The sequence below is a fragment of the Streptomyces sp. NPDC058279 genome (genome assembly GCF_042881255.1).
Taxonomy (GTDB): Bacteria; Actinomycetota; Actinomycetes; order Streptomycetales; family Streptomycetaceae; genus Streptomyces.
The window spans coordinates 49,200-62,018 of the sequence record NZ_JBHVYA010000014.1; the positions used below are offsets into that span (position 1 = coordinate 49,200).

Below are 12,819 nucleotides of genomic sequence, written 5' to 3' on the forward strand. Positions count from 1 at the left end.
TCCCTTGTACTTAGTTCAAGTCGCCGCAGGGGGAAGCATGTCGCAGGAGCAGCAGGAGCAGCAGGAACAGTTGGCCGCGTTCGTCGCGTCGACGGCCGAGAAGTTCGGCGTACCCGGCGTATCCGTCGGCGTCCTGACGGGCGGTCGGGAGATCTACGCCTCCCACGGCGTGACCCACGTCGACAACCCGCTGCCGGTCGACGAGGAGACCCTCTTCCACGTGGGATCGGTGACCAAGACCTTCACCTCGACCGCGCTGATGCGCCTGGTCGCCGAGGGCAAGGTGGAACTGGACGCCCCGGTGCGCCGCTACGTCCCCGAACTCGAACTCGCCGACGAGCGGAGCGCGGAGACGATCACCGTGCTGAACCTGCTCAACCACACCGCCGGTCTCGACTGGAACCTGATCGACACGGACGCGGGCAACGGCTCCCTGGCCGAGTTCGTGGCCAAGATGTCCGAACTGCCGGTGATCGCGCCGCCCGGCGCCCGCGCCTCGTACAGCCAGGCCGGCTACAACCTGGCCGGACGCGTCATCGAGAAGGTGACCGGCCTGCCCTTCGAAAAGGCCGTGGCCGCGCTCGTCCTCGAACCGGTCGGGCTGACGCGGACCTTCTTCGACATCGACGAGATCATGATCCGGCGGTTCGCCGTCGGCCACAACCGCGACGAGGACGGGGTCCTGCGCCCCGCCCGGCCGTGGCGCGCCAACCCCAGCGGCGCCCTCGGCAACAACCCCGGCGGCGGCATCGCGACTTCCGTCGGCGACCTGTTGCGCTGGGCCCGGTTCCACCTCGGCACGGGGGACGGCGTCCTGCCCGCCCGGGCGCTGCACCGCATGCAGGAGCCGACGGTGACGCTGCGCGCGAGCACGCTCGGGGACGCCTTCGGCATCTGCTGGTTCCTGCGCGCCGTGGACGGCGTCGACACGGTCGGACACGGTGGATCGGGCAACGGCCAGTTCGCCGACCTGCTCATCGTGCCCGAGCACGACTTCGCCGTCGTCTCGCTGGCCAACGCCGGCCCCGAGGGCTACCCGTTCAACCAGTCCGTCGTCCGGTGGGCCCTGGAGCACTACCTCGGCGTGGTCGACAAGGACCCGCAACCGGTCCCGTTCGAGGAGGCGCGGGCGCGGGAGGTCGCGGGCCGGTACGAGATCGATGCCATGAACCTCCACATCGCCGTCGACGGCACCCGGCTCACCCTCGCGGCGGAGATCAAGCCGGAGATCCGCGAGGCCTCGGACGCCGACATGCCCCCGGACTACGCCCCGGCCGGGATGGGTTTCCTCCCCGGCGACGGTGACGAGTACGTCGTCACCGAGGGCGGCCTCAAGGGGCAGCGCGGCTACTTCACCCGGGACGCGCACGGCGTGGTCACCGGCGTCGACCTCGCCGGCCGCCTCTTCAACCGGACGACCCCGGCGATCCGGACGTCCCCCGCGATCCGGCCGTCCGAAGCGATCCCCTCCGGGAGCTGATCCCGCCTCACTCCACCGCCGCGAGCCCGTCCCCGAGCGGGCTGCGCCGGTACAGCACCTGCCGTCCCTGCCGGGCCCGGGTGACCAACCCGGCGGCGTGCAGCACCCGCAGGTGCTGCGACACCGCGCTCGGGGTCACCCGGAGCCGGCGGGCCAGTTCCACCGTGGCCAGCGGCTCCCCCAACAGCCGCAGCAGCCGCGCCCTCGGGGCACCGAGCAGCGGCACGAGGGCCGACGCCTCCCGGCCCCCGCCCCCGCCCCGGTCCCCGTCCGGTACCGGCCCCCACAGCGTCGCCACCCCGCGGCTCGGATAGATCAGCGACGGCGCCTCCTCCGCGCTGACCGGGGGCGCGGGCTTGTGCGCGAAGACCGAGGGCACCAGGAGCAACCCCCGGCCGGCGGCCCGGACCCGGTGCCGGCCGATCATCTTGTCGATGTGCAGGACGCCGTCCCGCCAGCGCAGGCTCGGATGCATGTCGGCGAACAGCAGCCGCGCCCCGCCCATCGCCAACCGCCGCGCGCGGTAGGTCATGTCGGCCTCCACCACCAGTCGCACCTGCGGCCACAACGGCTCGACGGCGATCTCCCAGTACCGCAGGAGCAGGGCGCAGACGCGGTCGCGCAGGACGGCCACGGCGGCGTCGTCGCCGGTCTCGGCGGCCACCAGCGGCTCCGACACCCGGCCCGGCGCGTGCGCGGCCAGCAGGTCCCGGCGGACCAGCGCCGGCGGCGTCCGGCGGGCGAGCGCCAGCTCCTCCCCGAAGGACGGGGCGAAGGCCGTCGGCCGGGGCGTCAGGAAGTCGGGCAGCGTGAGCCGCACCGCCACCAGGGACATCAACAGGTCCCGATCCAGGCCGCCGAGCGCACCGAGCACGGACCTGCGCCACGGCAGGTGGACGGCCGACAGACCCGGATCGCGCAGCACCCGCAGGCTGAGCACCGTCTCGCTGAGCGGCGACACCGCGAAGCGGGTGTCGGCGAGGTCCTCGACGCCGAGTTCGAAGCTGATCATTAAGCTGTACGCTACATCGATTGGCGGCCCACCGCCCGTGCCGTGAACTTCCCCCATGACCTCCCCCACCCTCGCTCCGCGCACGGGCCCCACGAGCGGCGGCGCCGGCATGAGCCGCCGACTCGTGGCCCTCCTGGCCCTGGCCTGCGCCGTGGCCGTGGGCAACCTCTACTTCCCGCAGGCCATCGGCCCGATGATCGCCGCCGGACTGGACGTCCCGGCGGACCGGGCCGCCCTGGTCGTCACCGCCACCCAACTGGGCTACACCGCCGGGATGGTCCTGCTGGTACCGCTCGGCGACCGGTTCCGCCACCGGCCGCTCCTGGTCGTCGTGCTCTCGCTCAGCGGCCTCGCCCTGCTGGCCGCCGGCTGCGCCCCCGGCCTGCCGCCGCTCGCCGCGGCGAGCGCCCTGGTCGGGCTCACCACCGTGGCCGCGCAGATCATCAGCCCGCTGGCGGCCGGTCTCGTCGCCCCCGACCGTCAGGGGGAGGTCCTCGGTACGCTGCTCAGCGGCTCGACCGCCGGCATGCTGCTGGCCCGTACCTTCAGCGGGACGCTCGGCGAGTGGCTGGGCTGGCGGGCGCCCTACCTGGTGGCCGCCGCCACGGCGCTGGTCCTCGCGGCCGTCATGGCGTACGCGGTGCCGTCCACCACCCCGGCCGTCTCCGCCACCCGGCGCTCGTACCCCACGCTCCTCGCCGAACCGGCGCGCCTGCTGCGCGCCGAGCCGGAACTGCGCCGCTCCTGCCTCTACCAGGCCGCCGTCTTCGGCGGGTTCTCCGCCGCGTGGACCTGCCTGGCGCTGCTGCTGACCGGCCCGGTCTACGGCTTCGGCGCCGAAGCCGTCGGGCTGCTCGCGCTGGTCGGCGCGGCCACCATGGTGTGCACGCCGTTCGTCGGGCGCCTGGTGGACCGTAGGGGGCCCGGCCCGGTCAACCTGGTCTGCCTGCTCGGCGTCCTGGTGGCCGCCGCGGTCCTCGCGGCGGGTGCCACGGGCGGCCCGCTCGGCCTGACCGCCCTCGCCGCGGGCACCCTGCTGCTGGACATCGCCCTGCAGTCCGGCACGTTGGCCAACGTGTCACGGGTGTACGCGCTGCGCCCCGACTCCCGGGGCAGGCTCACCACCGCCTACATGACCTGCTCCTACCTGGGCGGCACCGCCGGTTCCTGGCTCGGCGTCCGCGCCTACACCGCGTTCGGCTGGCCGGCCGTCTGCGCCCTCATCGCCCTGCCGGCGTCGGTCGCCCTCACCCGCCACCTCACCCCGCGCCGCCCCCGCTGACCGGGCCCGGGAGCCGGTGCGCCGGCTCCCGGGCGTCAGCGGGCGGCAGCCCGGAAGACGGCGGGTGTCGCCGATGACGGCCCATCCGGTCCCCTTCGACCGCTGCGAATCGGCCTTGCGCACCGCAGCCGTGCCCGGTCGCCGGCCGGCCCGAACGCCATGCGACGATCGGACCCCACTTGGCGGTCGCGGTGTCCCCGCCTGGCTGTCGGTCGGATCCACCGTTTCGAGCAAGGAGCTCCACTCGCATGTCCATACCACCGCAGCCCCCGTCGTATCCGCAGCCGTACCCACCGACAGGACCGGCAGGGCCGACAGGGCCGGTAGGGCCGTACGGACAGCCGGTGCAGCCCGGACCGTACGGCGGTCCGCAGGGCGGCTGGTACGCACCGCCGCCGCCGCAGAAGACCAACACGGCGGCCATCGTGGCGTTCGTCATGTCGATCGTCTGCGCGCTGCCGCTGGTTCCCCTGATCCTGGGCATCGTCGCCCTTTCCCAGATCCGCACCCGGGGCGAGAAGGGCAAGGGCTTCGCCATCGCGGCCATCGCCATCCACGGCGCGACCATCGCGTTCTACGGGATCGTCCTGGCCCTCGGGCTCTCCGGGGCGTTGGACGACAGCCCGGCCCCCAAGCGCGACACGGGTGGCCAGGTCACCGGCTCCGGCTCCAGCAAGGTCAACGACCTCCGCAAGGGCGACTGCTTCAACACCGACGGCGATCTGGCGCAGTACGAGGACAAGGCCGACGGCCAAGCCGCCTTCTCGGTGCGCGTCGTGCCCTGTGACCAGCCCCACGAGGGTGAGGCGTACGCGGTCTTCAACCTGGAGGACGGCCCGTACCCCGGCAAGGACAAGGTCGCGTCGACGGCCGAGGAGAAGTGCGGCGGCACCGAACTCACCGACTACGTGGGCAAGAACGCCAAGGTCTCGGAGAAGCTGGAGGTGTACTACTACTTCCCGCAGTCCGCCACCTGGATCCTCGGCGACCGCAAGGTCACCTGCTTCATGGGCGAGGCGGGCGGCAAGAGCACCGGCTCACTCCGCGCCACCGGTTCCTGAACCGCCCGCCGCCCGCCGCCCGTCTCGCCCTTGCTGCCGGACCGCAAGGCCGGCCGGCCCGTCGTCAACGGCCCGGGACAACCCCCTAGCCGCTCCCGAGCGCGTCGAAGGCCGTACGGAGCCGGTCCAGCAAGGCGGCGGCCGCGGGGCCGCCCGGTCCGTCCGCCCGCCGGGCGAGGGCGACCCGGGCCCGTAGCCGTGGCCGCGTCACCTCCAGAGTGCGCAGCCCCAACGCGGACGCCTCGTCGGCCGGGAGGGCCGGAACCACCGCCACGCCGAGACCTCGGGCGGCGAGCCGCGCCAGGAACCCCGGCGCGGCCGCCTCGAAGGCGATGCGGGGCCGGAACCCGGCCTGCGTGCAGGCCCGTTCGAGCACGCCGCGGATGCCCGTGCCGCGCGGCAGGCTGATCAACGGACGATCGCGCAGCTCCGACAGGGCGACGACCGTGCGCCCCTCGTGCGTGAGGAGGGGGTCGCCCGGGGCGACGGCGACGACCAGCGGTTCGTCGATCACGACCTGGAGGGAGATCCCCGGCGGGGGCTCCTCCCGCGCGAGCCCGATCAGCGCGATGTCGAGTTCCCCGCGCCCCAACGCGGCGAGCATGCGCTCCGACGTGTCCTCGGTCAGCGAGATCTCCACCCCGGGGTGGTCCTCGTGGAATCCGGCCAAGAGGGAGGGCAAGTCGACTTCGTGGGCCCCGGCGCCCGGCACGAGCCCGATGTCGACCCGGCCACGGAGCAACCCGGAGAACTCGTCCACGGTCTGCCGCACCGAGGTGACCGCGGCGAGCGCGGCCCGCGCGTACGGCAGCACCGCCTCGCCCACCTCCGTCAGGGTGACCGATCCGCCGGAGCGGTCCAACAGCGGCTGCCCGAGCTCCCGTTCCAACTGCCGGACCTGCGCGCTCACCCCCGGCTGCGCCAGATGCAAGCGGGCGGCGGCGCGGGTGAAGTTGGCTTCCTCCACCACGGTGACGAAGTACCGCAGTTGCCGGACGTCCATAACCGCTCCTTCTCGTCGTGAGAAGAACAGGGTCTTGGACTTATGGCGAGGCTGTCGACACCCTTGATGACATGGGGAACACGACGCACCGGACACCGACGGCCGACATCAGATCCGCCATCGCCGCCGAACGCAGGGAACTGGCCGCCCTCTGGGACGGTCTGTCGACCGGCGAATGGGAGGCGCCGAGCCTGTGCGCGGGCTGGCGGGTACGGGAAGTCGCCGCCCACATGACGCTGGGGTTCCGGTACTCGCTCCCCGCGACGGCGTGGGAACTCGTCAAGGCCCGCGGCAGCCTCCACCGGATGACCGACCGCTGCGCCCGCAAGGACGCGGCCGCCCACTCGACCGGGGAACTCGCCTCGTTCCTGCGCGACAACGCCGACCACCCGTGGCGGCCCCCGGTCGGCGGGTTCACGGGCGCCCTCGGCCACGACGTCGTCCACGGTCTCGACATCACGGTGGCGCTGGGCCTCGACCGCCGGGTCCCCGTAGACCGCCTGCGCATCCTGCTGGAAAGCGTCGACGCCCGGACCGTCAGGTTCTTCGGAGCCGACCTGGCCGGCGTCGAACTCCGGGCCACCGACCTCGACTGGTCCTTCGGCAGCGGAACGCCCCTCTCCGGCGCCGCGCAGGATCTCCTCCTGGTCGCCTACGGCCGACGGCTCCCGCCGGAACGCCTCCACGGCGCACCGCGCGACCGCTTCACGGGCGCGCGGGCATGACGGCGCCGGTGCGTCGCCCGCACCTGCGGACCCTCCGACTGCTCAAGGGAGTCGCGCTGCTCGCCACCGGCCTCCTCGCCGGCGCGTTCGGCTACGGCGCGGCCAACCTCGTCCCGACGTTCAACGCGGTACCGCTGGGGATGCGACTGTCCTTCCACGCCGAGTTGATGAAGGCGAACGGCATCACCATGCAGACGGCGATGGCCGTCTCCACGCTCGGCTCCCTCGCTCTCGCCGTTCTGACCGGGGCCCGCGACCGGCTGCTCGCGGGCGCGGCGGGTTTGTTGACCCTCGCGTCCTTCCTGATCACCCGGTTCGGCAATGTGCCGATCAACGGTCGGATCAAGGAGTGGGCGCTCACGTCGGCCCCGGCCGATCACGCGAAGATCCTGGGGCGTTGGGAACTCTTCAACGACCTGCGCACGCTCACGGCTCTTGCCGCGTTCGCCCTGCTGATCGTCCTCGTCCTGCGGCAACCACCGGCCGCCGAGGGCGCCGAGGCCGCGGAGGCGGCCGGCGCGGCGTGAGCGGTTCCGGATCGGGGCCGGTCGGTTCCGGGGGGACGGGGCCGGTCGGGGCCCGGGGCGGGAGCCGGCCGCAACGGACACCCCCGTGCCCCATTGCGACCGCCTCGGCCCGATGGCGTTCTCCAGTCAAGTAGATGCCCGCGCGTGAGGACTCGTCTCCAGTTGACTAGATGACCTCGCAGAAACATACGCGTCGGCCGACCGCACCTGTCAAGTCGGTTAGATTGTTGACGGGCCGGCCCCAGCCGGCGTCCAGTCGAGTAGACATGACACACGACCCGCGACAGTGACCGCTGGATCGGTGAGTGCCGAGGAGTGCCGCGATGGGTGAGAACAACAGCGCGGGCGAGCAGGGCCGGGGCCCCATCGCCCATCGGCTCGATCACCTGATCCGCACCCTGCATCCCAAGGACCGCGGCCCCTACACGTACCAGGAGATCGCCGACTCCATCCGCGAGCAGGCCGGGCCCGACGACCCGACCGTCTCCCACGGCACCATCCACAGCCTGCACAAGGGCAAGGTCACCAACCCGAGCGTCGACACCCTGCGCGCCCTCGGCAAGTTCTTCGGCGTGGGAGCCAAGTACTTCCTCGACGACGAGGTCGCCGCCCGCACCGACGCCCGCATCAAGGAACTCCGGGAAGGCGCCGACCGGGCCGAAGCCGGCCGCGAACTCGCCGACGCCCTGGAGGACAAGCAGGTCAAGGCCGTCGCCTTCCGGCTGAGAGGGCTGTCGGCGGCCGCGCTGCGCGGCATCACGTCCATCGTGGACGGCGCCCGCCAGGCCGAGGGCCTGCCCCGCGTCGACCGGTCACCGGACCGGCGGACACCGGACCGGTCACCCGACCGCGTACCCGTCGCGGGCCACGACCGGCCCTCGCGCCCCTAGCCGGCCGCCGCACGTGGGCAACGCGGAGTTCGATCATGTATACGACCGTTGTGACCGGATGCCGCTCAAGTGGCGGACGGCGCACGAAGTCGGCCCGGACGACACCCGGGCCGGAATGGAACGCGAAATGAGATGGCGCAGGCGACCGGCCGATCCCTGTGTCGCGATAGCGGACCGACTGCACATACCGCACCCGTTCGACCTGTCGGCCTTCTGCGCGCACATCGCCGAACAGCGTGGACGCCCCCTGCTCCTCCTGCCCCTCGACGGTCCGCCCCAGCCGGACCTCCCCTGCGGCATCTGGCTCGGACTCGACACCGCCGACCTGGTCTTCTACGACCAGAGCGCCTCCGACCTGCTGCGCGTGCAGATCATCCTGCACGAGATATCGCACATGCTCCTCGGCCACGTCGCCCCGCAGTTCGACGTCCCCCAGGACGCCACCGCCGACGAACTCGCCTCGGCCGCCGCCCACTTCGAACGGCTGCTGGACATGACCGCCCCCGCCGTCGAGGGCCTCGACGAACACAGCATGGTGGCCCACCTCATGCGCACCGAGGCCGAACGCCTCCGGGCCACCGCGGCCGCGCCCCGGCCCGGCGACGACGAACTCGAACTGTCCGGCAGCCGCATCCTGAGCCTCCTCGGCCGCACCAAGTTCGACTCCGACCAGGAGAAGGACGCCGAGACCCTGGCCACCCTCGTCCTCGAACGCATCAGCCGCGACGAGGACCGCTCCACCTCCGACGGCGCCGCCGACGTCATCCACCGCCTGCACGACGCCTTCGCCCACCCCGCCCGCACCCACCGGAACCGATGAGCATCCTCAAGATCACCATCATGGTCATGCTGTGGGCGGTGGCGCTGTGGCGCCTGCCCTCCGCGATCCGCGTCCCCCGCCAGCGCTCCCTGTGGCTGGCCTTCACCGGCCTGGCCCTGGCGACCACCCTCGCCATGCCGCCCATCAGCGCCTTCCTGGACACCTCCACCGGCGTCAACAACATCTCCGTACCGGCCAAACACGCGGTCGGCATCGTCGCCTGCGGCGCCATCCTCGACTTCGTCTTCTCCATGGCCCGCCCCCAACTCGTCCACCGCACCCGCCTGCCGCACCTGGTCCTCGCGCTGGCCGTCATGCTCCTCATGGGCGTCCTCTTCGCCCAGGTCGACCAGCCCACCCGCGTCGAGAACTTCTACGAGGCGTACGCCGGCAACCCCGCCGCCACCGCCTACCTGCTCACCTTCACCGCCTACCTGGGCCTGGCCATGGGCCTGTCCACCTGGCTCTTCCTCGCCTACGCCCGCCACGCCGGCGCCCGCTCGCTGCGCAACGGGCTGCGCATCCTCGGCATCGGCACCGCCGTCGGCGTCGTCTACGCCGGCATCCGCATCGCGGCCCTGCTCGCCCGGCTGGTCAGCGACGGGCCGCTCGCCGACGAGGAAACGATCCAGCGCACCGCCGACCTCGTCGAATACCTCGCCATCGGCCTGATCATCATCGGGAACTCCCTTCCCGCCGCGGGTGTTCTCGCCCGCACCGCCGGCGACTGGCGGGCCGGCCGGCGACTGCGGCCCCTGTGGACCTCGCTGACCGAAGCCGTCCCCGACATCACCCTCCCCACCCCCCACCGCCACGGCATCCGCGTCCACCTGCACCGCACCGTCATCGAGATACGCGACGCCAGCCTCAGCCTCATGCCGTACGTCTCCACCGGCGTCCGCGACCGGGCCGACCGCGCCGCCGAGGAAGCCGGACTGTACGGCGAGGAACGCGAGGCCATGGCCGAAGCGCTGTGGCTGCACGCCGCCCGCGCCGCGAAACTGGCCGGCGCGGCCCCCGTCGCCGACCCCGCCCGCGGCCACGGCTCCGCCCTGGAGGACGTCGACTTCCCCGCCGAGGTCCGCCGCCTCCTCCTGATCAGCGCCGCCTACCACTCGCCCACCGCAGCCACCTTCCGCACCGCGCCCGCCCCGGAGTCCCGATGACCCACACCGCACCCGCCGCCCCGCCGCAGGAGGCGGCCGCCGAATCCCGCGCCGCCCGGCTGATCACCGACGGCCTCGAACCGAAGAACTGGATCATCGCCGTCACCCTGCTGACGGGTTGGCACGCCGATCGGCTCGCCGGCGTCGGCTGGGGCCTGGTCGCCGCCCTGTTCTGCGGTGTCGTCCCGATCCTGTTCATCAAGTGGGGTGAGCGCCGCGGCCACTGGGGCGACCGCCACGTCCGCCGCCGCCAGGACCGGCTGCTGGTCATCCCCGGCATCATGGCGTCCGTCGCCGCCTGCATCACCCTCATGGCCACGCTCGACGCACCCCGCGAGATGATCGCCCTCATCGCCGCGATGCTGGTGACGCTGGTCGCCATCCTGGCCATCACCACGGTCTGGAAGGTCTCCGTCCACACCGCGGTCTCCTCCGGCGCCCTGGCGATGCTCGCCCTCGCCTACGGCCCCTGGGCGCTCGCCGGCTACCCCCTGGTGGCCCTGGTCGGCTGGTCGCGGGTGGAACTCCGCGACCACACCCTCGCCCAGGTCCTCGTCGGCACCGCCCTCGGCGCGGCCACCGCGGCGCCGGTCTTCGCCCTCATCCGCTGACACCCCCGCGCGTCCCCTGTCACATCCCGGCACGCCGGTCCGTCAACGTGACGAGCCGCCGAACAAGCCGATGCAAGGGAGCGCAGCCATGACGGACACCTCGACCACCGCCACGACCTCGAACACCCCGAACACCCCGATCTCGCGGATGCCGAACCCGGGGGAGTTCGTGCCCGAGCTGAGCGACATCAGCGCGGCGCTGTTCCGGGCCACCGGCAACCGCTCGGTGCCGCGCACCACGATGAGCCTCGTACACCTGCGGGCCGGGCAGATCGTCGGCAACACCTACCTGACGATCCTGAACACCGCCTTCCTGCGCAAGGCCGGCGAGTCGGAGGAGCGCATCACGGCCGTCTCCTCCTGGCAGGACGCCCCGTACTTCACCGACGCCGAACGCGCCGCGCTCGCCCTGGTGGAGGCCACCCTCCAGCCCGCCCCGCACGGTCGGGAACGCGTCACCGACGAGCTCTACGCCGAGGTGGCGAGGCACTACGACGAAAAGGCGCTGGCCACCCTCACCATCGCGATCGGACAGATCAACTTCTTCATCGCCCTGGCCGTCATCGGCAAGCCCCAGCCGGTCACCTCCCTCGCCGACCAGCAGTGGGACTGACCTGACCGACTGTCCGCGACGGGCGGGAACGGCCGGCCGCGGCCGGCCGTTCCCGCCCGTTCCGGGACACAACACCTAGCCCCTGAAGAAGACGACCGAACGCAGCTTCAGGCGGTCACTGGCGGGCCGACCGTGCGGGCGCAGGGTGAAGGAGTCACCCGTGCAGTCGGGTTCGGTGAACACCGTCGCCCGCTCGTCGGTGTCGTTGTGCGGGGCGAAGGCGGGGGAGGAGGAGGACTCGGGCGGCCGGACCGGCGGCCTGCTCGCCTTCGAGGGCGCCGGGATGCGGACGACGCTGCGGCTGCTCGAAGGCATGTTGCCGCGGTACGACAAGCTGTTCGCGCTGGACGGGCCGGCCGTCGCCGTCACGGAGCGGCAGGCACTCGCGGACGCGGTCCGCCGGGTCGCGGTCGTCGCGGAACCGAACAGCCCGATCCGCCTCGACTTCTCCACCCGCGGAACGGTCCTCCTCCAGGCCGGGTACGAGGACGACATCGCTTCCCAGCAGCTCCCGGCCACCCTCTCCGGCGGCGCCGACATGGCGGTGGCCTTCAACCCGGCGTACCTGTGGGAAGCCCTCGACTCGTTCGACGCTCCCCGGGTGCGTTTCGACCTGCTCGGCCCCGGGCAGCGGGCGCTGCTCAGCGGCACGCCGTCGGACGTGGATGACGTGCCGCCGCCCGAGGAGCACCGACACCTGCTCATGTCGGTACGCCAACTGAGCTGACCGGCGGGCTCACCAGGCGGGACGGATCGGCCCCGCCGGCGCGATCCGGCCCAGGTCGGCGACGAGTTCACCGAAGCGCGCCTCGCCCAGCGCCTCCCGCCATGGCGCGACGGCGGCCTTGGCCGCCTCATCGGCGGCGCGCGTGGCGGCCCACCCGGCCTCGGTCAGCCCCAGGAGCCGGGCGCGCGCGTCGTGCGGGTGTGGCAGCCGCACGACGTACCCCTTGCGGACCAACTCCTCGACCAGTTGGGCGGCGGCCTGCTTGGTCACCCCCAAGTGCTCGGCCAGGTCGGCCGTCGTGGCGCCGCCGAGGGAGATGCGGGCGAAGGCGTAGCCGTGGGCGGGCCGCAGGTCCTCGAATCCCTGATCGGTCACGCGGGTGTGGATCTCCTGCACCAACCGTCCGGAGAGTGCCAGCACGAGAGCGGAGAAGGCCAGGGCGTCGTCCATGGGCTTGACTATAACTCGTCAAGCTGCTTGTCTATTTGGACAAGCAGCTTGTCTATCTGGAACTCGGGAGTCGACATGCCCTTTATCCGCGGTGACCAGGCCGTCGCGTACGACATCCACGGCGGCCGTTTCGTCTCATACGTCCGCCCGGGCACGGGCAGTCGGGACCTCGCCGCCTGGCGTGCGGAGATCCCGGCCGGGATGGTGGGCCCGGCCCACGTCATCAGTCACGAGGAAACGTTCTACGTCCTGTCCGGCCGCCTGCGCCTCACCATCGGCGCCGAGACGGCCGAACTCGGCGTCGGAGACGCGGCGGTGGCCCCGGCGGGCTCCGAGATCGGGCTGGCCAATGCCACCGACGAGACCGCGCACATGTGGGTCACCACCCGCGCCGGTCTCACCGCCGCACTGCCCGACGGCAGCACCATCACGCCGCCCTGGACCCACTAGGG

At 72.5% G+C, this 12,819-nt stretch carries 15 protein-coding genes; 12 read left to right on the forward strand and 3 right to left on the reverse strand.

What is annotated here, in order from left to right:
* Positions 1 to 37: 37 nt before the first annotated feature.
* Positions 38 to 1,480, forward strand: coding sequence for a serine hydrolase domain-containing protein (locus tag ACFVXJ_RS23805; protein WP_389664481.1), 1,443 nt, complete (start codon positions 38 to 40; stop codon positions 1,478 to 1,480).
* A gap of 7 nt (positions 1,481 to 1,487) precedes the next feature.
* On the opposite strand, the gene ACFVXJ_RS23810 is transcribed toward ACFVXJ_RS23805, so the two are convergent.
* Positions 1,488 to 2,492: an ArsR family transcriptional regulator gene (locus tag ACFVXJ_RS23810; protein WP_389664483.1), complete on the reverse strand. Its 1,005-nt coding sequence runs from the start codon at positions 2,490 to 2,492 to the stop codon at positions 1,488 to 1,490.
* Positions 2,493 to 2,601: 109 nt separating this feature from the next.
* Here ACFVXJ_RS23810 and ACFVXJ_RS23815 point away from each other — a divergent pair, with 109 nt between their 5' ends.
* Positions 2,602 to 3,774, forward strand: a complete 1,173-nt coding sequence (locus tag ACFVXJ_RS23815; RefSeq protein WP_389664563.1) for an MFS transporter — start codon at positions 2,602 to 2,604, stop codon at positions 3,772 to 3,774.
* A 344-nt stretch (positions 3,775 to 4,118) separates the two neighbouring features.
* On the forward strand, positions 4,119 to 4,835 hold the full coding sequence (locus tag ACFVXJ_RS23820; RefSeq protein WP_389664485.1) for a DUF4190 domain-containing protein: 717 nt from the start codon (positions 4,119 to 4,121) through the stop codon (positions 4,833 to 4,835).
* A gap of 85 nt (positions 4,836 to 4,920) precedes the next feature.
* Here ACFVXJ_RS23820 and ACFVXJ_RS23825 read toward each other — a convergent pair whose 3' ends face one another.
* Positions 4,921 to 5,838, reverse strand: coding sequence for a LysR family transcriptional regulator (locus ACFVXJ_RS23825; protein ID WP_389664487.1), 918 nt, complete (start codon positions 5,836 to 5,838; stop codon positions 4,921 to 4,923).
* A gap of 71 nt (positions 5,839 to 5,909) precedes the next feature.
* Between ACFVXJ_RS23825 and ACFVXJ_RS23830 the strand changes: the two genes are divergently transcribed.
* The 8 genes from ACFVXJ_RS23830 to ACFVXJ_RS23865 all read left to right on the forward strand — a co-directional run bounded on the left by ACFVXJ_RS23830 (position 5,910) and on the right by ACFVXJ_RS23865 (position 11,917).
* Positions 5,910 to 6,563 (forward strand): maleylpyruvate isomerase family mycothiol-dependent enzyme, encoded by a 654-nt coding sequence (locus tag ACFVXJ_RS23830; RefSeq protein WP_389664489.1) that lies wholly within the window; start codon positions 5,910 to 5,912, stop codon positions 6,561 to 6,563.
* An 8-nt stretch (positions 6,564 to 6,571) separates the two neighbouring features.
* Positions 6,572 to 7,090, forward strand: a complete 519-nt coding sequence (locus ACFVXJ_RS23835; protein WP_389664491.1) for an anthrone oxygenase family protein — start codon at positions 6,572 to 6,574, stop codon at positions 7,088 to 7,090.
* Positions 7,091 to 7,413: 323 nt separating this feature from the next.
* The gene (locus ACFVXJ_RS23840) at positions 7,414 to 7,980 is read left to right on the forward strand and encodes an XRE family transcriptional regulator (protein WP_389664492.1); all 567 of its coding nucleotides are present in this window, start codon (positions 7,414 to 7,416) and stop codon (positions 7,978 to 7,980) included.
* A gap of 127 nt (positions 7,981 to 8,107) precedes the next feature.
* Positions 8,108 to 8,800, forward strand: coding sequence for a hypothetical protein (locus tag ACFVXJ_RS23845; RefSeq protein ID WP_389664494.1), 693 nt, complete (start codon positions 8,108 to 8,110; stop codon positions 8,798 to 8,800).
* Positions 8,797 to 9,966, forward strand: coding sequence for an MAB_1171c family putative transporter (locus ACFVXJ_RS23850; RefSeq protein ID WP_389664495.1), 1,170 nt, complete (start codon positions 8,797 to 8,799; stop codon positions 9,964 to 9,966). The genes ACFVXJ_RS23845 and ACFVXJ_RS23850 overlap by 4 nt, the downstream gene beginning before the upstream one ends.
* Positions 9,963 to 10,577 carry a hypothetical protein gene (locus tag ACFVXJ_RS23855; RefSeq protein WP_389664497.1) on the forward strand — a complete coding sequence of 205 codons (615 nt, stop codon included), beginning with the start codon at positions 9,963 to 9,965 and terminating at the stop codon, positions 10,575 to 10,577. The genes ACFVXJ_RS23850 and ACFVXJ_RS23855 overlap by 4 nt, the downstream gene beginning before the upstream one ends.
* A gap of 88 nt (positions 10,578 to 10,665) precedes the next feature.
* Positions 10,666 to 11,190 (forward strand): carboxymuconolactone decarboxylase family protein, encoded by a 525-nt coding sequence (locus ACFVXJ_RS23860; RefSeq protein ID WP_389664498.1) that lies wholly within the window; start codon positions 10,666 to 10,668, stop codon positions 11,188 to 11,190.
* A gap of 160 nt (positions 11,191 to 11,350) precedes the next feature.
* Complete coding sequence (locus ACFVXJ_RS23865; RefSeq protein ID WP_389664500.1) at positions 11,351 to 11,917, forward strand: hypothetical protein; 567 nt, start codon at positions 11,351 to 11,353, stop codon at positions 11,915 to 11,917.
* Between the two features lie 9 nt (positions 11,918 to 11,926).
* Here ACFVXJ_RS23865 and ACFVXJ_RS23870 read toward each other — a convergent pair whose 3' ends face one another.
* Complete coding sequence (locus ACFVXJ_RS23870) at positions 11,927 to 12,367, reverse strand: MarR family winged helix-turn-helix transcriptional regulator (protein WP_389664502.1); 441 nt, start codon at positions 12,365 to 12,367, stop codon at positions 11,927 to 11,929.
* 75 nt (positions 12,368 to 12,442) lie between these two features.
* Here ACFVXJ_RS23870 and ACFVXJ_RS23875 point away from each other — a divergent pair, with 75 nt between their 5' ends.
* Positions 12,443 to 12,817, forward strand: coding sequence for a cupin domain-containing protein (locus tag ACFVXJ_RS23875; protein ID WP_389664503.1), 375 nt, complete (start codon positions 12,443 to 12,445; stop codon positions 12,815 to 12,817).
* Positions 12,818 to 12,819 lie beyond the last annotated feature (2 nt).